This is a genomic window from Vreelandella alkaliphila, from assembly GCF_016107625.1.
Taxonomy (GTDB): domain Bacteria; phylum Pseudomonadota; class Gammaproteobacteria; order Pseudomonadales; family Halomonadaceae; genus Vreelandella; species Vreelandella alkaliphila.
The window spans coordinates 96,682-116,462 of the sequence record NZ_JABASV010000002.1 but is presented as its reverse complement, the minus strand read 5'-3'; the positions used below and the strand labels follow the sequence as shown (position 1 = coordinate 116,462).

At 50.1% G+C, this 19,781-nt stretch carries 16 protein-coding genes; 10 read left to right on the top strand and 6 right to left on the bottom strand.

What is annotated here, in order from left to right; all coding sequences use genetic code 11:
* Nucleotides 1–101: 101 nt before the first annotated feature.
* The 3 genes from JFC11_RS03705 to gmk form a co-directional block, all read right to left on the bottom strand.
* Complete coding sequence (locus JFC11_RS03705) at nucleotides 102–2,234, bottom strand: RelA/SpoT family protein (RefSeq protein ID WP_095603388.1); 2,133 nt, start codon at nucleotides 2,232–2,234, stop codon at nucleotides 102–104.
* A gap of 44 nt (nucleotides 2,235–2,278) precedes the next feature.
* Nucleotides 2,279–2,539: a DNA-directed RNA polymerase subunit omega gene (gene rpoZ / locus JFC11_RS03700; RefSeq protein WP_038479742.1), complete on the bottom strand. Its 261-nt coding sequence runs from the start codon at nucleotides 2,537–2,539 to the stop codon at nucleotides 2,279–2,281.
* An 89-nt stretch (nucleotides 2,540–2,628) separates the two neighbouring features.
* Nucleotides 2,629–3,261, bottom strand: a complete 633-nt coding sequence (gene gmk / locus JFC11_RS03695; protein WP_095603387.1) for a guanylate kinase — start codon at nucleotides 3,259–3,261, stop codon at nucleotides 2,629–2,631.
* A gap of 188 nt (nucleotides 3,262–3,449) precedes the next feature.
* Here gmk and JFC11_RS03690 point away from each other — a divergent pair, with 188 nt between their 5' ends.
* Nucleotides 3,450–4,145 (top strand): extensin-like domain-containing protein, encoded by a 696-nt coding sequence (locus JFC11_RS03690; RefSeq protein WP_198348755.1) that lies wholly within the window; start codon nucleotides 3,450–3,452, stop codon nucleotides 4,143–4,145.
* Nucleotides 4,146–4,152: 7 nt separating this feature from the next.
* On the opposite strand, the gene JFC11_RS03685 is transcribed toward JFC11_RS03690, so the two are convergent.
* Entirely contained in the window at nucleotides 4,153–5,352 is a 1,200-nt protein-coding gene (locus tag JFC11_RS03685; protein ID WP_038479751.1) for an MFS transporter, read from the bottom strand.
* A gap of 201 nt (nucleotides 5,353–5,553) precedes the next feature.
* On the opposite strand from JFC11_RS03685, the gene JFC11_RS03680 reads away from it, so the two are divergent.
* On the top strand, nucleotides 5,554–6,165 hold the full coding sequence (locus tag JFC11_RS03680; protein ID WP_038479754.1) for a DNA-3-methyladenine glycosylase family protein: 612 nt from the start codon (nucleotides 5,554–5,556) through the stop codon (nucleotides 6,163–6,165).
* Here JFC11_RS03680 and aqpZ read toward each other — a convergent pair.
* Nucleotides 6,162–6,911, bottom strand: coding sequence for an aquaporin Z (aqpZ, locus tag JFC11_RS03675; protein WP_198348754.1), 750 nt, complete (start codon nucleotides 6,909–6,911; stop codon nucleotides 6,162–6,164). The two genes, JFC11_RS03680 and aqpZ, sit on opposite strands and share 4 nt — an antisense overlap.
* 715 nt (nucleotides 6,912–7,626) lie before the next feature.
* Nucleotides 7,627–8,667 (bottom strand): zinc-dependent alcohol dehydrogenase family protein, encoded by a 1,041-nt coding sequence (locus tag JFC11_RS03670; RefSeq protein WP_198348753.1) that lies wholly within the window; start codon nucleotides 8,665–8,667, stop codon nucleotides 7,627–7,629.
* Between the two features lie 208 nt (nucleotides 8,668–8,875).
* On the opposite strand from JFC11_RS03670, the gene JFC11_RS03665 reads away from it, so the two are divergent.
* The 8 genes from JFC11_RS03665 (at nucleotide 8,876) to JFC11_RS03630 (ending at nucleotide 19,701) form a co-directional block, all read left to right on the top strand.
* Nucleotides 8,876–9,922: a PDDEXK nuclease domain-containing protein gene (locus JFC11_RS03665; protein WP_198348752.1), complete on the top strand. Its 1,047-nt coding sequence runs from the start codon at nucleotides 8,876–8,878 to the stop codon at nucleotides 9,920–9,922.
* 91 nt (nucleotides 9,923–10,013) lie between these two features.
* The gene (locus tag JFC11_RS03660; protein WP_198348751.1) at nucleotides 10,014–10,307 is read left to right on the top strand and encodes a helix-turn-helix domain-containing protein; all 294 of its coding nucleotides are present in this window, start codon (nucleotides 10,014–10,016) and stop codon (nucleotides 10,305–10,307) included.
* A gap of 62 nt (nucleotides 10,308–10,369) precedes the next feature.
* Complete coding sequence (locus tag JFC11_RS03655; RefSeq protein ID WP_198348750.1) at nucleotides 10,370–11,869, top strand: type I restriction-modification system subunit M; 1,500 nt, start codon at nucleotides 10,370–10,372, stop codon at nucleotides 11,867–11,869.
* Nucleotides 11,866–12,495, top strand: coding sequence for a DUF4062 domain-containing protein (locus JFC11_RS03650; RefSeq protein WP_198348749.1), 630 nt, complete (start codon nucleotides 11,866–11,868; stop codon nucleotides 12,493–12,495). Before JFC11_RS03655 ends, JFC11_RS03650 begins: the two co-directional genes overlap by 4 nt.
* Nucleotides 12,488–13,942 carry an RNA-binding domain-containing protein gene (locus JFC11_RS03645; protein WP_198348748.1) on the top strand — a complete coding sequence of 485 codons (1,455 nt, stop codon included), beginning with the start codon at nucleotides 12,488–12,490 and terminating at the stop codon, nucleotides 13,940–13,942. The genes JFC11_RS03650 and JFC11_RS03645 overlap by 8 nt, the downstream gene beginning before the upstream one ends.
* On the top strand, nucleotides 13,939–15,489 hold the full coding sequence (locus JFC11_RS03640; RefSeq protein ID WP_198348747.1) for a type I restriction-modification system subunit M: 1,551 nt from the start codon (nucleotides 13,939–13,941) through the stop codon (nucleotides 15,487–15,489). Before JFC11_RS03645 ends, JFC11_RS03640 begins: the two co-directional genes overlap by 4 nt.
* Nucleotides 15,489–16,622: a restriction endonuclease subunit S gene (locus JFC11_RS03635; protein ID WP_198348746.1), complete on the top strand. Its 1,134-nt coding sequence runs from the start codon at nucleotides 15,489–15,491 to the stop codon at nucleotides 16,620–16,622. The genes JFC11_RS03640 and JFC11_RS03635 overlap by 1 nt, the downstream gene beginning before the upstream one ends.
* A 16-nt stretch (nucleotides 16,623–16,638) precedes the next feature.
* On the top strand, nucleotides 16,639–19,701 hold the full coding sequence (locus JFC11_RS03630; protein ID WP_198348745.1) for a type I restriction endonuclease subunit R: 3,063 nt from the start codon (nucleotides 16,639–16,641) through the stop codon (nucleotides 19,699–19,701).
* The last annotated feature ends 80 nt before the right edge of the window (nucleotides 19,702–19,781 follow it).

Below are 19,781 nucleotides of genomic sequence, written 5' to 3'. Positions count from 1 at the left end.
AGACGTATGTTATAGATAGGGTGATAGCGTTAAACATTAATTCTAATGGTCCGCCATAGCAGTTGCTGCCAGCCCATCGCCAGCAGCCTACTAACGGGTGATTAATTGGTCATTCTGGTTATTTTGCCGACATTAGGAAGGTTGCGTATACGCTTAATAATGCGCGCAAGATGCACTCGGCCTTTTACCGATAAGGTTAAATTAACAATTGAAAGCCGCGCATCACGCTCTTCAATGCCGATACGCTCGATATTGGCGTCGGCATCGGTCACCACGCCCGCCAGCTCGGCCACCAGCCCACGACGGCTCTCAATTTCAATGCGCAGCGCGACCGGGAAGTCTTCATCTATACTGTCCGACCACTCAAGAGCAAACAGCTTCTCTGGGTCGTTTTTACGATCACCTAGGTTTTTGCACTCACTGCGATGCACCACCAGCCCCTTGCCAACCGATAAGTGGCCGACAACAGGGTCGCCCGGCAATGGATGACAGCAGCGGGCAAAATTAATCACCATACCTTCGCTACCGCTGATAACGACGGCTTTTTCACTATCCCCACTGAGAACGTAGTCAGAGTTTCCGCCATTGGAGATATCAACCAAGCGCCGCGCCACCACATGGGCCATTCGATTGCCCAAGCCAAGCGACTCTAACAAAGCATCTAACGAAACGACATCCAGCTCTTTAAATGCTTTAGTAAAAACACTTTCATCCATCTCTTCCAGGCTGGTTTCAAACGGCGCAAGCGCCTTATTCAACAGCCGTCGCCCTAAGATAACCGCTTCTGCCTGCTGCTGGTGCTTCAATGCATGGCGTATCGCGGAACGCGCTTTTGCTGTCGTGACGAAGTTGAGCCATGCCAAGTTAGGCCGTGCCCCAGGAGCAGTAATAATTTCCAGCGTTTGGCCACTTTCAAGACGCGTCGAGAGCGGGGCTAAATGGCGATCAATACGACAAGCAATGCAGTTATTGCCAATATCGGTGTGTACGCTATAAGCAAAGTCGATCACCGTTGCGCCCTGAGGCAGCTCCATGATGTCGCCTTTGGGGGTAAATACGTAGATATCGTCTGGGAAAAGGTCGTTTTTGACGTGCTCAATAAACTCTAGCGAGTCACCCGCATGGCGCTGCATTTCGAGCAGCCCTTTTACCCAAGCGCGGGCGCGGGCATGGCTGCCTTCGGCAATGGGGTGGGTTGTTTGCCCTGCTTTATAGAGCCAGTGGGCAGCGATGCCATTATTAGCCATCGCCTCCATTTCACGGGTGCGGATCTGCACTTCAATTGGCATCCCGCCCTGACCAAACAGCGTAGTATGAAGGCTTTGGTAGCCGTTGGCTTTTGGGATAGCGATATAATCTTTAAATCGCCCTGGTACGGGCTTATAGAGATTATGCACCACGCCTAAGATGCGATAGCAGCTAGCGACATCTTCGGTAATGATGCGGAAGCCGAAGACATCCATAATTTCTGCGAACGGCTTACGCTGGTCGCGCATCTTTTTATAAATCGACAGCAGATGTTTCTGCCTGCCGATCACGGTACCTTTAAGCCCTTCATCGTCCAGACTCTGCTGTAGCGATGACTGAATTTCTCGCATCGCACTACGGCGGTTCCCCCGCGCGCTGGCGACCGCGCGCTTGATGCGTTCTGAACGCATTGGGTGAATAGCCTGGAAAGAGAGATCTTCAAGTTCAACACGAATCGTATTGATACCTAAACGTCCCGCGATACGGGCATAAATTTCCAGCGTTTCTCGGGCAATACGGCGCTTTTTATCTGGGCGCAATGCTCCCAGCGTGCGCATGTTATGCAGACGGTCAGCCAATTTTACGATGATGACGCGGATATCCCGCGACATCGCTAACACCATCTTCTGGAAATTTTCCGCCTGGGCGACGGCTTTGTCTTCAAAGGTGATCTGGGTCAGCTTGGAAACACCATCCACCAGTTCGGCGACAGGCTTACCAAACTGCGCAGACAGCGCCTTTTTCGAGACACCCGTATCTTCAATGACATCGTGCAGCATGGCAGCCATCAAACTTTGATGGTCCATGTGCATATTAGCCAATATATTAGCGACCGCTAACGGGTGGGTCACATAAGGCTCACCAGAGCGACGGCGCTGGCCGTCGTGGGCTTGCTCGGCATAATAGAAAGCGCGTTTGACCTGCTGTATTTCGTCTGGAGGTAAATAGCCGCCAAGTCGATCGGCCAGGTCATCAATGGTGAACATTTACCGCGCCCCTAGTCGCTTCTAAGTCCAGTCTCTAGTCAACCTTAGTCGTCGATATGTGTCGTAGGCGTCATTGCTGGGCGCGTACGAACCGCAGCTTCAACCGGCTCATCTAGCACGGTGTGATTTACCAGGCCGGCGGCAATTTCACGCAGTGCCATAACGGTAGGTTTATCGTTCTCCCAGGGCAGTTGCGCTTCACGGGAGCCACGGGCAAGCTGGCGCGCGCGCTGGGTAGAAATCATCACCAGTTTGAAGCGGTTCTCAACATTTTCCAGACAATCTTCAACGGTTACGCGAGCCATGGGGGCCTTCCTGTAATGACAACGCTGGGCCAGCGTTGTGGTGAAACGCCGCGGGCCCAGCAAAAAAAGTGGTAATGGAACCTGCTAGATTACTCGACGCTAGGCGCTTGTGACAAGAGCGCATCGAGTAGTGGCGCATGACGCACCTGCATCGCCTCACGTGTTAAGCGGCGACTGATCACCAGCGACTGCAACTCTTGCAGTGCTGTGGTGAAATCATCGTTGATGACTAAGTAGTCATATTCATCAAAATGGGACATTTCGCTAACGGCATCACGCATACGCCGAGCAATCACTGCGTGCTCATCAGTTCCGCGGCTAGAAAGACGCCGCTCTAGTTCACTACGCGAGGGTGGCAAGATAAAAATCGACACTGCCGAAGGTATTTGCTCACGTACCTGCTGAGCGCCCTGCCAGTCGATCTCTAAAATAACGTCTTGCCCTGCGTCCAGAACAGTTTGCGCCGCACAGCGAGACGTACCGTAGTAATTATCAAAGACCTTGGCATACTCAAAGAACTCACCGCGCTCAATCATCGCTTCAAAGTCGGCTACGTGAGTAAAGTGGTAATTCACACCATCCACTTCCCCCTCGCGCTTAGCTCGCGTGGTATGTGATACCGAGACCTGAATACCATCCAGGCTCTCGATCAGCTCGCGGACCAAGCTGGTTTTACCAGCACCCGACGGGGCAGAAATAATAAAAAGCGTACCCTGGGACATGAAGCGCTTCCCTAATTAGCGAAAGATAGTTAGCAAAAGATAGATAGCGAAATGATAGTCAGCGAAAGATCGTTGATGAAGATAAGCAAGACAACGGCAATGCGTTGTACTGTGTATAAAGCAGCGCGCAGTATCGCACACCTATGCTATGGACTGTAGCGTTTCGGCGCAGTCACAAGGAGGTCGTTATGCGCAGTACGATCGTTATTTTATGCTTAATTGCCCTGGGCGTAGCGTTCCAAAAAGGGCTGATTGAGATTCCCCGCCATTGGGCACCCTGGGCGCCACTCTATATTGATGACCCAATAACGCCCATCACCCAGCTAAAGCTCAAACGTCTAAACGATGACAGGGGGGCCTGTTTAGCCGCACTGGACACCGTGCCAGAGAGCGAGCTTAGTTACACACCTTTAGCCGATTATTCCCCAACCGCTAGCTGCCCACTGACGAATATCGTGCGCATGCAGTCTAGCAGCGTTCGTTTTAACCAACGCTTTGTCGCCACCTGCCCAATGGCGATGGCCTGGGTAATGTACGAGCGCCATGTCCTTCAACCTGCCGCCCTGGAAATCATGGGTAGCCGTGTGGCCCAAGTCAATCACGTTGGTAGCTTTGCCTGCCGTAACGTCTATGGCCGCGAAACAGGCAGGCGCAGTGAACACGCCACCGCTGAAGCACTGGATGTGGTGGGGTTTCAGTTTGAAAATGGCCAGCACATTACGCTGATCAATCACTGGGATGACGAAGGCGAAACCGGGGAATTTCTAAGAGCAGCGAGAGATGGCGCCTGCAACACCTTTGGTAACGTGTTGGGGCCAGACTACAACGCCGCACATGCTGACCACTTTCACCTAGGCATGCGCGGCTTTAGGCTATGTCGTTAGTAAACACTCATTGATAACGTTCAGCCGTAGTGAAAGTGCGTTTCTCAAGCCAGCGCCCCCAAGCAAAAATCACCAGCCCGCAAAGTGCTAAACCGGTACCGACTAACCCTGTGCTCGACCAACTAAAACCCGCGCTAATGACCAATCCCGCTAACCACGCTCCTAATGCATTGGCCCCATTAAAAGCCGCATGGTTTAGCGAAGCCGCCATCGTCTGGGCATCTTCTGCTACATCCATTAAACGGGTCTGCAGCGCAGGCGCTAGCGCCATACTAGAGCCGACTAATCCTACAAATAACAGCCCCGTCCAAACATTATTAGCAGCAAAATAGAACAATCCCTGAATTACTGCGCACCACACCAAGGTAGCGGGAATTGCACGCATCAGGTTCTTGTCCGCTGCACGACCGCCAATTAAATTCCCAGCGATAGAGCCAAGACCAAAGATGACCAGCACTAGCGGCCCCAGCGCTTCACTCATACCCGCTTGCTGAGTAAGCGTAGGCATCACATAACTAAAAATAGCAAACATACCGCCACAGCCAATACAGGCAATGGCCACCGTCACCAATACACGCTGCTTTATCAATGCCGACAGTTCACGTAGCGGGCTTGCTAAGGCATCGAACGGCTGTACAGGTACCCACAAACGAATCAATAGCGCAGTCAACAGTGCAATAACACCTACGGCTGCAAAAGCAATTTGCCAACCAAACAGATTACCTGTCCACGTGCCTAACGGCGCGCCAATCAGAATCGCCAACGTCAAGCCCATCATTACCCGTGAAATAGCGCGTGCCCGCTGATCAACTGGCACTGCACCCGCGGCCACCAATGCGGCTACGCCAAAATAAGCACCATGCGGTAACCCGGCGATAAAGCGTAGCCCTACAAATGACCAGAATCCGGGCGCCATGGCACTGGCGATATTACCGATAGCAAATACCAGCATCAGCACAATGAGCAACGCACGCTTAGGTACCCGCGCTGCAAAGGCAGATATCAGTGGTGCACCGACTACCACACCCAGGGCATAGCTACTGATGGCATAGCCCACCTGTGGCACCGTAACGGCGAGATCTTCCGCGACACGGTTCATTAACCCCATAATGACGAATTCGCTGGTGCCAATACCAAACCCGCCTAACGCCAACACGACTTCTGCCAATCGCGGGTTACGTGCCAATCCCGATGACGACGCCTGCATACTTTTCTCCCCCAGGCGCATTCAACACCTGCTTAAACAAAACGGTCTTGTATAGCTGCAAATGATCGCAGGATTAGACAAAAGTAGAAATATGCGACACCAAAAAAGTTAGCGGGCGAACGAGGCAACTCCGACGGATTACAACGGTAATATCCTAGTTTTGTTAGTGTGTTTTTAAACTTATAAGCAGGTGAAATGTTCATGACACTAGAGACTATCGAGTGCGCCATGGAGGCACTGGCTAAAGCAGACCCCGATATTGCCCGTGCTTATCCACTCGTGGGAGCCCCCCCACCACGCCAACGCGACCAAGGCTTCGCAACGTTTTTTAGTACGATTGTGAGTCAGCAGATTTCGACGGAAGCGGCTCGCGCTATTATGGGCCGTGTCACTTCATTGCTACCTGAATTGCACGCGCAAGCAGTTATCGACGTTGAAGACCAAGCGCTGCGTGATGCAGGGCTTTCCTGGCGCAAAGTTGAGTATGCCAAAGGGCTGGCGGAGGCAGAACTTGCAGGCACGTTCAGTGCCGACGGACTGGCCATGTTGAGCGATGACGAGGCGATTGCCGCCATCACTCAACTGCGTGGTTTTGGACGCTGGAGCGCCGAAATTTACCTGATGTTTTCGCTCCAACGCGCGGATATATTTCCCGCCGACGACCTTGCCTTACGTGTAGCGCTTGGCCGTCTAAAAAAACTGGAAGACAAACCCACGCCTAAACAGGCTCGCCAGTTAGTTGAACACTGGGCCCCATGGCGAAGCGTGGGTTCGCTATTTTTATGGCACTACTATCGTGGAGAGCCGCTTTAGGGAACGATCTTACCCGTTAGATCATCGTCATGATCAGAAGGCGATGGCGGCGCTATAAGTGTCTCAGGCTGAGCAATAAAGCGATACGCTAGTGCCCCTAACGCCGCGCCGATCATTGGTGCTATCCAGAACAGCCACAGCTGAGCCGTCGCCCAATCCCCTACATACAGAGCAACGCCCGTACTACGCGCTGGATTCACCGAGGTATTGGTCACCGGAATGCTGATCAGGTGAATCAGCGTTAAGCCCAAGCCAATCGCCAACGGCGCAAACCCTGCCGGTGCGCGGCCATCGGTTGCCCCCATAATGATGAAGATAAACATCATGGTCATTACGACTTCCGTTAGTAACGCCGCCGTCATGCTATAATCGCCGGGTGAATGCTCTCCATAGCCATTAGATGCAAACCCGGCCGACACATCAAACCCTGCTTGGCCACTCGCAATCAGATACAGCACGCCACCGGCAACAACGGCACCCAGTACTTGCGCACCAATATAGTAAGGCAGCTCTTTAGCAGGAAAGCGCCCTCCCACCCAAAGCCCTATCGATACCGCAGGATTTAAATGGCACCCCGAAATATGCCCAATCGCATACGCCATCGTAACAACCGTTAAACCAAAGGCCAGCGACACCCCTAGTAGACCAATGCCTACGTCTGGAAAAGCCGCCGCTAACACCGCGCTGCCACAACCGCCCAAGACTAACCAAAACGTACCGATTAACTCCGCTGCGTACTTTTTCATATCCCTACTCCTCTAATGACCAAGCATCATTGGGAATACCGCGCCAGCTAATTAAGCACCCATAAGGCCGCTCATTAATGTGTACGCAGTAATGCGCGCACTCAGTGCACGACACTTTTTTAATTAACTTAAAGAGAGAAACTAGTTCTTAAACACTAGGCACATTGTTAATTTTTCTTACAGCAAATTAGTGTAAAAAATTATTCAAACAAGAACCTAAAGAAAAGACAAGCTTTTATATAACAGCCTCTAAAAATGGGCAAACAAATATCACCAGCGATATTAAAATAAACAATAAGAAACAATCAGCACATCAGTCATAATGCACTAAAAAATCATGAATCAAGTAAATCGATAAAAAGTGTTTCTTTAATACTTTATTTTTAATTGGCCAGTATTCACCATTCACAGAGCGCCACGCGCGCGAGTGATTAGCGGAAGTAAGAATACAAAAAAGAGTGTTAAGGTTGCGCTGGAATTGATGCGTTTGGGTAAGCAGTGATGGGCGATATGCCGAGAATTCCGGCGAGAGGCGTGCAACCGAGAGTTCGCAAGATGCGCATGGGGGGTGCCCAACCAAACCGGAAGCAATAGTGAACCTATCGCCCACCCCACATCGTGAGTAACTGCTAATGCAACGCTTTCGATACTAGAAGCATCAGTGTTACCTAACCCTTCAATTTTTTAATCGGCAGCAACGCTGCAGCCCGCTTTATCAAAATTCCGTCACCACCGTCACGCCCGCTCCTTCGAACTTATCCATGTTCATCAGCGCATCAATCGATTGCTCAAGATTGATTCGCTTGCCGATAAGCTTTTCAGGCGCCAACTTTCCAGACTGGATCATCGCCAGCATGGCGTCGTAACGGTGCGCCTGCATGCCATGACTGCCCAGTATTTCAAGTTCGTGGGCAATAACCTTACTCATGGGAATAGCGGGCGTACTGTTCTCAGCCAACATCAGCCCGACCTGAATATGCTTACCGCGTTTACGCAGATTACTGATGGAGTTAAAACAGGTCGTCGGGTGGCCCAACGCATCCAGGGAGACATGAGCGCCCCCCTGGGTTATTTCCGCCACTGCCTCAACCACATCGGCAACCTCGGCAGCATTCACAGTGGCAACGGCGCCCAATTGACGGGCCAAGTGAAGCGCCTCTTCCGAAATATCGATGGCCACCACATTGGCGCCGACGGCGTTGGCAATCATCACAGCGGATAGACCAACCCCACCGCAACCGTGGACGGCCACCCACTGCCCTGCGGAGGTTTGGCCCTGATCAACCACTGCCCGAAAAGAGGTTACGAAACGACATCCCAAACTCGCCGCCGTTGCAAAATCCAATGTCTCTGGCAGTGCGACCAAATTGACATCGGCGTAGTGAATACTCACATACTCAGCAAACGAGCCCCAGTGCGTGAAACCCGGTTGAAACTGGCTATCGCACACCTGATGGTTTCCAGAGTAGCACTCAGGGCAAGTGCCGCATCCGCCAACGAAGGGAACCGTGACGCGGTCGCCAATGCGCCATGTGTTTACGTCTTTACCCACGGCCTCGACAACACCGGAAAGCTCATGCCCCGGCACATGAGGAAGTTGAATATCGGTGTCATGCCCTACCCAGCCATGCCAGTCACTGCGGCAAACGCCTGTCGCCATTACCTTCACAACCACGCCATGCGGCTCGGGGGTGGGATCAGGCAGTTGCTGGATCTGTGGTGGGGCGGAAAATTTCTCAAAAACAACGGCTTTCATAAAGAATTCCTAACCTATATCGTTTTTTACTTTATAAAGTCTCATGCGGATAAGAAGCAAATTGTTGGCCGCACCACAATCATCTCACCCGAGCTAACGCCGCCGCCAATCAATGCGGTGATATTCACTCCGCCATTTAAATCGGCAAAATTTGATATTGTTAGACCAAAGCCAGCTGACATTACTCTATGACGCCAAGGGTAAGCCTATGACCGAGCAGAGCCCAATCGCTTTTAGCAGCCTTGTTAGCGCGATTACCCAACAGATAGAGCAAGCACGCGGACAGGTTCGCCAAGCCGTGAATACGGCCATGGTACAAAGCTACTGGGAAATAGGCCGTTTAATTGTCGAGCACGAACAGCAAGGCAATAGCCGGGCTGAGTATGGTAAGCAGCAGCTACAGCAGCTCTCACAACAGCTTACCGAGCGGCTGGGTAAAGGTTTTGATGTCCGCAACCTACGCAATATGCGCCAGTTTTATCAAAGCTTTCCAAAACGGAACGCAGTGCGTACCGAATTGAGCTGGACCCACTATCGCACCCTTCTGCGAATAGAAAATGCCCAAGCCCGCGACTGGTATTTGCACGAAGCGATCAACCAAAGCTGGAGTGCGAGAGCTCTAGAACGCCAGATTAATACCCTCTACTACGAGCGCCTCCTGGCCAGCCAAGACAAATCACTGGTAGAAGCTGAAGCTCAACAAAACACCCAGCCGTTGGCGGAAACCGCCAAAGATTACCTGCGTGATCCCTACATTCTGGATTTCCTTAACCTACAGGATAAAACCTATCAGGAAAGCCAGTTAGAACAGGCCATTATCAGCAACCTGCAGCAGTTTTTACTGGAACTGGGTAAAGGTTTTGCCTTTGTGGAGCGCCAGCAGCGCATCCGCTTTGATGATGAAGACTTCTATATCGATTTGGTGTTTTACAACTTCAAGCTGAAGTGCTTTTTGCTGGTGGATCTAAAACTCGGCAAGCTAAGGCATCAGGATATCGGCCAGATGGATACCTACGTGCGCCTATACGATGAGCAACGCAAAGGCAGCGACGATAACCCCACCATCGGCTTAGTGCTATGCAGCGAAAAAAGCGAGGCGGTAGTGAAGTACTCAGTGCTGGCCGAGCAAAAACAGCTGTTTACGGCGAAATATTTACCGTATTTGCCCTCAGAGAATGAACTCAAACGCGAGTTAGAGCGCGAGCGCGCAAAGGCAGCTGAACAGCTTCAGCAGTGGGAACTGGGCAAGGAGTGAGCGATAACGTAAAAGAGACACAATAGTATCCAAAACAAGCCTAAAACAGCTAAAATGGATACCCCTGTATCCAGCTCAGGAAGTCCTACCTATGCATCATGCTTTGCTGCTGGACGATAACGATATTCAGCAGGCCTTTGCCGCCCATCTACGCCACCTACGCGAACAAGCCAAGTTATCTCGCGCAGCACTGGCAGAGCGCAGCAACGTGCCCGCACCCACCATCAAAAAATTTGAGCGCACCGGGCAAATATCGTTTCGCCAACTGCTGTTGCTATGGCAAAGCCTAGACGACCTCAAGCGGCTACATGCGCTAACGCAACCAATCGCAGAAAGCACCAAAACGCCTATCTCTATAGCAGAAGTGATCAAAGATGGCTTTTAAGCCTGCCACGCGTACGCTAACGTGCGGGGAAAATGGCGTTGAGAATTACCTTAGGACAGACAATGACGTTGATTAATCTAAAAGATTTAGAAGCACATCTGTGGCATGCGGCTCATATCATCACAGGACCAATCGACGCCTCCGATTACAAAACTTACATTTTCCCGATTCTGTTTTTCAAACGTATATGCGACGTATACGATGAAGAGTTTGCCGAAGCAATGGAGCAAGTCGGTGATGCTGAACTCGCGAAAGGCGAGATGTTCCACCGTATCCAAATTCCAGCAAGTTGCCATTGGAAAGATGTATTCGCCAAAACAAAGGACATCGGCCAAGGGCTGAAAGATGCGTTTCGCGGCATTGAATTGGCCAACCCTAAGCTACACGGTATTTTTGGTGATGCGAGTTGGACAAATAAGGAGCGCCTACCAGACGACCTCTTAAACACGCTGCTAAATCACTTCAACAAGGTGAATTTGGGTGTCACCAGTGTGCGCGATGATGATATGGGGCGCGCTTACGAGTACCTCATCAAACGCTTTGCCGATAAAGCCAACAAAAAAGCCGGTGAGTTCTATACGCCACGCACCATCGTGCGGCTAATGGTCAATATTCTTGATCCTAAGGCTGGCGAAAGCGTTTACGACCCGGCCTGCGGTACGGGGGGTATGCTGCTAGAGACCATTCATCACGTAAAAGAAAACGGCGGCGATCCGCGCTTATTAAAAATCAAAGGTCAGGAGAAAAACCTGACCACAGAAGCCATTGCCCGCATGAACCTGTTTCTTCATGGGCAGGAAGATTTTTACATCGCGCGTGGAGATACGCTACGCGACCCTAAATTTCTGCTGAACGACCGCCTGGAAAGCTTCGATTGTGTCATTGCCAACCCACCATTCAGCCTAAAAGAGTGGGGCTATGATCTTTGGACAAACGACCCTTATGGCCGTCAGCAATATGGCCTAGCACCTAAAACCAACGGCGACTTCGCTTGGGTGCAACACATGTTTGCCTCTCTCAACAATGCCGGGCGTATGGCCGTTGTGTTACCGCACGGCGTGTTATTCCGTGGCGGGGCGGAAGGAAGAATCCGCACACAGCTACTCACAGAAAACCGCATTGAAGCCATCATAGGCGTCGCCCCCAACCTTTTTTACGGTACAGGCATCCCGGCCTGTATCCTGGTACTGCGTAAATATCGACCGATAGCACACAAAGACCACCTGCTGATCATCAATGCGGAAGAAATCTTTACCAAAGGCCGCGCACAAAATACCTTATCGAATGATCAGGCCGATTCCGTTTATGACATTTACCGACGCCAGGAGCAGCAAGGCCCAACAGCGCAAGAAATCGAAGGCGTGGCACGCTGGGTGCCATTAAGTGAAATAGAAGAAAACGATTTCAATCTCAATATTGCACGCTACGTACAAAAGCCGCTGGTCGAAGAAACCATAACGGTGGAAGAGGCATTAAAAGACTTCCAACAAAAGCTTGCCGCTCTTGAGCAAGCAGAAGATGAATTGGAAGCGTTGCTCATCAAGGAAGGGTTCGAGCTATGAGTAAAAAGCTCACCGTTATGGTGTCATCAACCGTCTACGGCGTAGAAGAGCTGCTCGATCGCGTCTATTCACTGCTCACGGCTTTCGGTTATGAAGTTTGGATGTCTCATAAGGGGACGGTACCGGTTTCCTCCGGTGAAACCGCCTTCGAAAGCTGCCTAAAAGCAGTGGAAAAGTGTGATCTTTTCTTAGGCATCATCACACCGCAATACGGCAGTGGTGTAGATAGTACGGGCTTATCTATTACCCATAAAGAGATCAAAAAAGCCATCGAGCTACACAAGCCACGCTGGTTTCTAGCCCATGACCAAGTGGTGTTTGCACGTCGTATGTTGATGGATCTTGGCTACAAAACGCCTGAAGAGCGCTCTAAGCTTGCCTTGCGAAAAGGGGCATCCTCTGTCTCTAACTTAAAAGTCATCGATCTTTACGAAGACGCAACCATGGAAAACTTGCCCTTGGATGAGCGCCAGGGGAATTGGGTACAAAAATTTGACCGCGACGACGATGCCAATCTATTTGTAGTGGCACAGTTCTCCCGTTATCAGGATGTTGAACAGCGTCTAACCGAGCATTTTGAAGATACCGCCAGAGTCGGCCAGTCAGTTGGAGGTCGAAATGAGTAAAACCCCTTCAGAACTCAAGCGAAGACTGTCTCTTGGCGAAAACCAAACGCTGGAATTTAAAGCCAAAGCCTCTCTGAAAATGTGTGGCCCGCAGGTATGTGCGTTTTTAAATGCCCAGGGTGGGTACTTACTGTGTGGCATTAACGACCAAGGACAAATCAGCGGCATCGACAATGCTGAACAGGTTGCTGAACGCTTAGAAGCCGAGCTCAAATCAGCTATCCAGCCACCCGTGTTGTTTTCTGTAGAAGTACAAAAGGTTGAAGGTAAAAACATACTGGTTGTCGAAGTGCCCGCGGGTAAAGACATTCCTTACGCCTTTAACAGTGACATTTATGTGCGCGTAAATGAGCGTACCCAAAAGGCCGATGTGGACACCATTCGCGACATGGTGCTGCGTAAACAGATTGAGCCTGAACGCTGGGAGCGCTTGTTTTCCTCCGAGCTAGACGAACAAGCCCTGGCAGAGTCCGCCTGTAAAAAGCTGTTATCCGCCAAACGCATTCCTGATGAGGTTAAAAAAGCCGAACAAGGCTTACTGCATCAATTACAGCTGCTGTCGCTGGCCAAATATGGCCGCCTTACCAATGCAGCCGATGTACTACTGGCAAAAATGCCCGGCAAACGCCACCCACAAGCACGTGTGCGGGCCGTAAGTTACCGCCAAAAAGCCGATGATGAGTATCAGGATCTTCAACACCTCGATGGCCCAATGGCAGAGGTCATCGAACAACTAATTAGCTTTGTGATACGCAATACCCCATCGCGTGCGCGTTTCACTGGCAATAGTCATCAGCGCCAAGATGTTCCTATGTACCCCGAGCAGGCCGTCCGTGAGGCCATCGTTAACGCCTTTGCGCATCGTGATTACAGTAGCTTTGCTGGCGGTATCAAAGTCGAAGTGAGCCCGCAACAGGTCAACGTCTGGAACTCTGGGGCCTTTCCAAAAGGCATTGATGTAGAGAAAATTCAGCAAGGCCATATTTCAGTACTGCGAAATCCCGATATCGCCCACGGTTTATATCTGCAAGGCTATATGGAAAAACTCGGCCGTGGCAGCGTGGTGATCCAAGAAGCCTGCAAACAAGCGGGCTTACCTGCCCCAAAATGGGAATCTGCCCCCTCATCCGGGGTTACCTTGACGCTATTTGCCACGGAAGTCACCACGGAAGTCACCACGGAAGTCACCACGGAAGTCACCACGGATGTGGCACGGATGATCCAAGTGATGACCACCGAGCATAGCCGTGATGACCTAATGGCCCTGATGGGGCTCAATAACGCTGAGCACTTTCGCAAGCACTACCTCAAACCTGCATTAACGGCCGAACCACAGATGGTGGAAATGACCATTCCAGACAAGCCAACCAGCCGCAACCAAAAGTACCGGTTAACCTCGCTTGGTCAGCAAGTGAAGCAGCAACTAAGCGATGAGAAACATTCATGAGTGTGTTAAATAGAAAGAAATTAGAGGATTTACTCTGGGGAGCCGCCGAATTTCTGCGCGGACAAATTGATGCCTCAGACTACAAGCAGTACATCTTTCCGCTGCTGTTTTATAAACGCCTGTCTGATGTGTACCTGGAAGAGTACAACGAAGCACTGGAAGTCCATGGCGGCGATGCAGAATATGCCGTTATGCCCATGTTCCACCGCTTTGATATTCCCTATGAAGCGCGCTGGGCAACGGTGCGCAATACCAGCAAAAACATCGGTGAGGCCATTCAGAACGCACTGCGCCAAATTGAGGCCAACAACCCACGGCTGCATGGCGTATTTGGTGACGCCCAATGGACCAATAAACAGCGCCTGCCGGATCACCTGCTGGCCGATTTGATTGAGCACTTCAGTAAAATACCGCTAGGTATTAAGTCAGTAGCCCAGGATGACTTAGGCGAAGCCTACGAATACCTGATCAAAAAATTCGCCGACGACTCAGGCCACACCGCCGCAGAGTTCTACACCAACCGAACCGTGGTGCATCTGATGACGCGCATCATGGGCTTGAAGCCCGGCGAAACCGCCTACGACCCCACCTGTGGCACCGGCGGTATGCTGCTAAATGCGGTGATGGATTTACGCTCACAAGGCAAAGAGTGGCGCAGTGTTCATCTCTATGGGCAAGAGGTAAACCTGCTCACCTCGGCCATCGCCCGCATGAATATGTTCCTGCACGATATCGAAGAGTTTGACGTGCTGCGCGGTGACACTCTGGCCGAACCCAAATTTATCGAAAACGACCAGCTCAAGCAGTTCGATGTCATCTTCGCCAACCCGCCATACTCCATCAAAAAGTGGAGCCGCGATAAGTTCGCCGCCGACCCGTACGGCCGCAACCTTTACGGCGTGCCGCCACAAGGCTGTGCTGACTATGCGTTTTACACCCATATCATCAAGAGCCTAAATCCAGACACCGGCCGCGCCGCGATGCTATGGCCACATGGCGTTCTGTTCCGTGATTCTGAACAGGCCATTCGCAAACAGGTGATTGAAGCTGACATTATCGAAGCGGTGATTGGCCTAGGGCCAAACCTGTTCTACAACTCGCCGATGGAATCCTGTGTGGTGGTGCTTAATTGCAACAAGCCCGCAGAGCGCAACAACAAAATACTGTTTATCAATGGTGTGGAGCATGTCACCCGCGAACGCGCCCATAGCCGCTTATCGGATGATGATTTAGCGGTATTGTGTAAGGCTTACTTCGATCCAGAAAGCCAGAGCGATATTACCGCCTTGGTAGATATCGGCACTATTAAAGAGAACCTCTACAACCTATCAATCCCGCTGTATGTGCAGGCAAAAAGTGATGGTGAAGTGCATGATATTGAGCATGCTATTGAGGCTTGGAAAGTCAGCAGGGTGCAGTTGAAAAAGCAAACTAATAAGTTGTTCAAAAACTTAGGCGAGCTAGGCTACGACATACAAGGAAGTATGAGTGTCGCGGAAGGCAGGACGCCGAGAGCGACCGAAGTTAACGGTAAGGAAGTGAAATAATGAGTGAAAAACAGCCCGTTAAATTTGGCGATATTTGCCGTGAGGTAAAGCTCACCACCAAAGACCCAATTGCCGATGGCTATGAACGCTATATTGGTCTTGAGCACCTAGATTCTGGCTCGCTAAAGATCAAGCGCTGGGGAACGATTGCCGAAGATAACCCAAGTTTTACACGTGTATTTAAAAAAGGGCATATCCTATTTGGAAAACGCCGCCCATACTTGAAAAAAGCAGCGATTGCTGAATTTGATGGAATTTGTTCTGGTGACATCATCGTAATGGAACCAACCCATAACCTAGACGTGCCTGAATTACTTCCTTACATCATTCAGTCAAATTCATTTTGGAAACACGCTATTAGTACATCTTCAGGATCTTTATCTCCTCGCACAAAATTTAAATCTTTATCCGAATATCCTTTTAGCTTAGGCGGAGCTGAAGAACAAAACCGTCAACTAAATATAAGTGAAAAATTTAACAAGGCTATCAATGACTCGAGAGAAGCTTATAACAGCTTCCAAAAAATGTTCACTGCATTACTTGAAAAAAAATTACTAGGTAATGATACAGGAGCACAAAGAAGCATTGATCAAATATGTACAATTGTACGCGGAAGTTCACCTAGACCCAAAGGTGATTCTCGTTATTATGGTGGAAGCATCCCAAGATTGATGGTTGAAGACATCGTACGTGATGGTAAATACGTAAAACCATGCATTGACTACTTAACTGAAGAGGGAGCCAAAAAGAGCCGACTTAAAGAAAAAGGAACTCTGGTCATAGTATGCAGTGGAACTCCAGGAACAGTTGGCAAACCATCATTCCTAGATTTTTCAGCCTGCATTCATGATGGAATCATTTCTTTAGACAACATTGATGAATCTATTGTTAGAAAAGAATATCTTTATTACCTGCTATTGCTAAACCAGCGACAAATATTCAATCTGGCTACGCATGGAGGTACATTTGTAAACCTAACGACTTCCATTGTGAAGAAAATGAGTTATATCTTCCCTGAACTTTCTTATCAAGATCATGTGATCAAGAGCTTCCAAGAACTCGAGAAATACAACGAAAATATTAGTAAAAAATCTATAAAGATTGAATTACTAAGAGATGCTGTCGCTATATAGGGAGTTACAAATAAAGATGTTTAATGAACAAACCGTCACAGAAAATGGCATCATTGACCGCTTAAAAGGATTAAGCGGCTTAAAGTGGACTTACTGCCACGGTGAGAGCCTGCCTAAGCAAGCGCAGGATATCTTTGTCGATGAGTGGCTCAAAGACGCGCTTTGTTCGTTAAACCCTGATATCGCCAAGCAGCCTGACTATGCCGATGAAGTCATATATAAGCTGCGCAGCGTGCTGCTGGAAGCTCAGCATACCGGTCTGGTGAAGGCCAACGAGAATTTTCATGAGTGGTTAATGGCCGACAAAACGCTGCCTTTCGGCGAGAACGGCGACCATATCACCATTAACCTGATTGATTTTGACGATATTAAAAACAACCACTTTGTGGTGGCGAAGCAGGTGCACTATATAGCCGCCACAGAGGTGTATTTTGATATCGTGCTTTATGTGAACGGCATTCCCTTGGTGGTAGGCGAAGTCAAAACCGCCACGCGCCCAAGTGTGACTTGGCAAGATGGCGCCGCCGATTTTATGGGCGGCAAAAAACACTACTGGAAAAACGTTGAGCGGTTTTTTGTCCCCAACTTGCTGTGCTTTGCCAGCGAAGGCAAAACCTTTGCTTATGGCGCCATTAATGCCCGAGTAAAAGACTGGGGCCCTTGGCACCATACCGATCAACGCGACGATATTCTGCCCGGCTTAGCATCAGTGTTAATCAGCTGTGAAGGTTTGCTAAATCCGCAAACGTTATTGCTACTGCTGGAATCTTTTGCCCTGTTTTCCACTGTCAAAACCGGCAAAAACACGCCGCCAAAGCGCAGCAAAATTTTACCGCGCTACCCTCAGTTTGAAGCTGCCCAACAGATTGTTGAACGGGTCAGAAATGGCTACCCGAAAAAGGGCTTAATCTGGCATTTCCAGGGCTCAGGTAAATCATTACTGATGCTCTACGCTGCAAAAATGCTGCGTACCGACAACCAGTTGAAGAACCCCACGGTGTTGGTGGTCGTCGACCGACGCGATCTGGATAGCCAGATTAATGAAACCTTCGGTGGGGCAGATGTGAAAAATCTGATCAAAGTGCAAAGCTGTAAAAAACTCGGCGAGCATATTGAGCAGGACAGCCGTGGCATTTTGATCACCACTATTTTTAAGTTTAAAGAAATTGAGATAGAGCAGAACAACCTAAACGGCCTGAATAACCGCGACAACATTATTGTGCTGGTGGATGAAGCCCACCGAACCCAGGAAGGCGGCCTTGGTGATAAAATGCGCTGGGCACTGCCAAATGCGCACTTCTACGGCCTAACCGGTACGCCGATTTCCGGCATCGACCGCAACACCTTCAAACTGTTTGGCGCTGAGGATGACCCCGGCCGCTACATGAGCCGCTACAGTTACAAGCAATCGATCCGCGACGGGGCTACCAACCCCGTGAAGTTTGAACCACGCTTGGCAGAACTGCGGGTAGACCGAGACGCGATCAACGAAGAGTTTGAGCAGCTTGCTAAAGACAACAACCTAGACGACGAAGAAAAAGCCGCTCTTTCAAAACGCGCAGGCAAATTGGCCATCATGCTCAAAGCGCCTAAACGGATGGCCGCCGTCAGCAGCGACATCGCCCAGCACTTTACCAGCCATGTTAAGCCGAAAAAAATGAAAGGCATGGTGGTGATGTACGACCGCGAAGCCTGTGTACAGATGTATTACCTGCTGGGTGAAAAGCTAGGGTTTGACGCTCTAGAAGTAGTGATGAATGTGGATCAGGCGCCTATTCACTCCTCCAAAAAGGACCAACAAGAGAGAACCAATCACGACTGGCGTAAATGGCATAACGAGCTGGCCCTTCCCATTCAGCAAGCTGATTTTGAGCGCTGGCAGCATATTGATGCTGAAGATCAGACCCAAAAAGATCTGATTGAAAGCTATAAAGATCCCAAGCACCCGCTTCAACTGTTAATAGTCACCGCCAAGCTGTTAACCGGCTTTGATGCGCCTATCTGCTACTGCATGTATTTAGACAAGCCCCTACGCGACCATACCCTGCTGCAAGCCATGTGCCGTACTAACCGCTTGTATGAAACCAGCGATGTTCGCAAAGACATGGGCTTGATCATTGATTACCTTGGGGTATTCGAGAACTTACGCACCGCGCTGGCATACAACCCAGATGAGATAGATGGTGTTGTTGAAGGTATCGAGGCCTTTAAAGCGATATTGCCAGCTCAGCTAAAGAAGTGTTTGGCTTTTTTCCCTGAAGTGGACCGCACGCTGGAAGGATTTGAGGGCATTATCGCAGCGCAAGAGTGCCTACCCACCAATGAAAAGCGTGATGAGTTCGCCGCCTGCTTTGGCGTGTTAGCCAAGTTATGGTCGGCTATTAACCCTGATACGTTCCTCACCCCCTACCAACAAGACTATAAATGGCTTGCCCAAATTTACGAATCCGTACGCCCTGTTGGTCAAACCGGCACGTTAGTATGGGCCGCTCTCGGGCCTGAAACCATCAAAATGATCCATGAGCACACCGACATCAATCGTATTCGTGATGATATCGATGAACTCATCATGGATGAACACGCCATTTTTACCCTGACCGATAAAGAACAGGAGCAACGCGCCAAGCGCCTGGAAATTGATTTAATGGGCCGCTTACGCGGCAGTAACGACCCGAAATTTGTCGCCTTGGGTGAGCGCCTGGAAAAGCTACGCCAAGATTACGAAGCCGGCGTTATCAAAGCCATCGACTGGCTGAAAGGCCTGTTAGATACCGCCAAAGACACCGTGCAAGCCGAGCGAGAAACCGGTGAGCATGTGGTAACAGAAGAGGATAACAAGCAGGCCCTAACCACGTTATTCCTCGAAACCCGGCCAGAAACCACACCCAAAATCATTGGCGATGTGGTCGCACAAATCGACAAAATCGTCAGAGCCAAACGTTTTGATGGTTGGCAGCACTCAAACAGCGGCCCACGTGAAATTCAAAAGGCTCTCATGGTAACGCTGGCCCAGTTTGGGTTGGGTAAAGACAAAGAGCTGTTTCAGAAAGCGTATGCATATATTGAAGAACATTATTAGCAAAAAATGACGTGGGCTAACGGGAGAGCGTGATCATCAGGTACAAACTTTATTAGCAGCGATGACGGCCACCTTAGGGC

Excerpts from the sequence above, each read along its gene's own strand:
- JFC11_RS03705 (WP_095603388.1), bottom strand. The coding sequence starts at position 2,234 with ATGTTCACCATTGATGACCTGGCCGATCGACTTGGCGGCTATTTACCT.
- rpoZ (WP_038479742.1), bottom strand. The coding sequence starts at position 2,539 with ATGGCTCGCGTAACCGTTGAAGATTGTCTGGAAAATGTTGAGAACCGC.
- gmk (WP_095603387.1), bottom strand. The coding sequence starts at position 3,261 with ATGTCCCAGGGTACGCTTTTTATTATTTCTGCCCCGTCGGGTGCTGGT.
- JFC11_RS03690 (WP_198348755.1), top strand. The coding sequence starts at position 3,450 with ATGCGCAGTACGATCGTTATTTTATGCTTAATTGCCCTGGGCGTAGCG.
- JFC11_RS03685 (WP_038479751.1), bottom strand. The coding sequence starts at position 5,352 with ATGCAGGCGTCGTCATCGGGATTGGCACGTAACCCGCGATTGGCAGAA.
- JFC11_RS03680 (WP_038479754.1), top strand. The coding sequence starts at position 5,554 with ATGACACTAGAGACTATCGAGTGCGCCATGGAGGCACTGGCTAAAGCA.
- aqpZ (WP_198348754.1), bottom strand. The coding sequence starts at position 6,911 with ATGAAAAAGTACGCAGCGGAGTTAATCGGTACGTTTTGGTTAGTCTTG.
- JFC11_RS03670 (WP_198348753.1), bottom strand. The coding sequence starts at position 8,667 with ATGAAAGCCGTTGTTTTTGAGAAATTTTCCGCCCCACCACAGATCCAG.
- JFC11_RS03665 (WP_198348752.1), top strand. The coding sequence starts at position 8,876 with ATGACCGAGCAGAGCCCAATCGCTTTTAGCAGCCTTGTTAGCGCGATT.
- JFC11_RS03660 (WP_198348751.1), top strand. The coding sequence starts at position 10,014 with ATGCATCATGCTTTGCTGCTGGACGATAACGATATTCAGCAGGCCTTT.
- JFC11_RS03655 (WP_198348750.1), top strand. The coding sequence starts at position 10,370 with ATGACGTTGATTAATCTAAAAGATTTAGAAGCACATCTGTGGCATGCG.
- JFC11_RS03650 (WP_198348749.1), top strand. The coding sequence starts at position 11,866 with ATGAGTAAAAAGCTCACCGTTATGGTGTCATCAACCGTCTACGGCGTA.
- JFC11_RS03645 (WP_198348748.1), top strand. The coding sequence starts at position 12,488 with ATGAGTAAAACCCCTTCAGAACTCAAGCGAAGACTGTCTCTTGGCGAA.
- JFC11_RS03640 (WP_198348747.1), top strand. The coding sequence starts at position 13,939 with ATGAGTGTGTTAAATAGAAAGAAATTAGAGGATTTACTCTGGGGAGCC.
- JFC11_RS03635 (WP_198348746.1), top strand. The coding sequence starts at position 15,489 with ATGAGTGAAAAACAGCCCGTTAAATTTGGCGATATTTGCCGTGAGGTA.
- JFC11_RS03630 (WP_198348745.1), top strand. The coding sequence starts at position 16,639 with ATGTTTAATGAACAAACCGTCACAGAAAATGGCATCATTGACCGCTTA.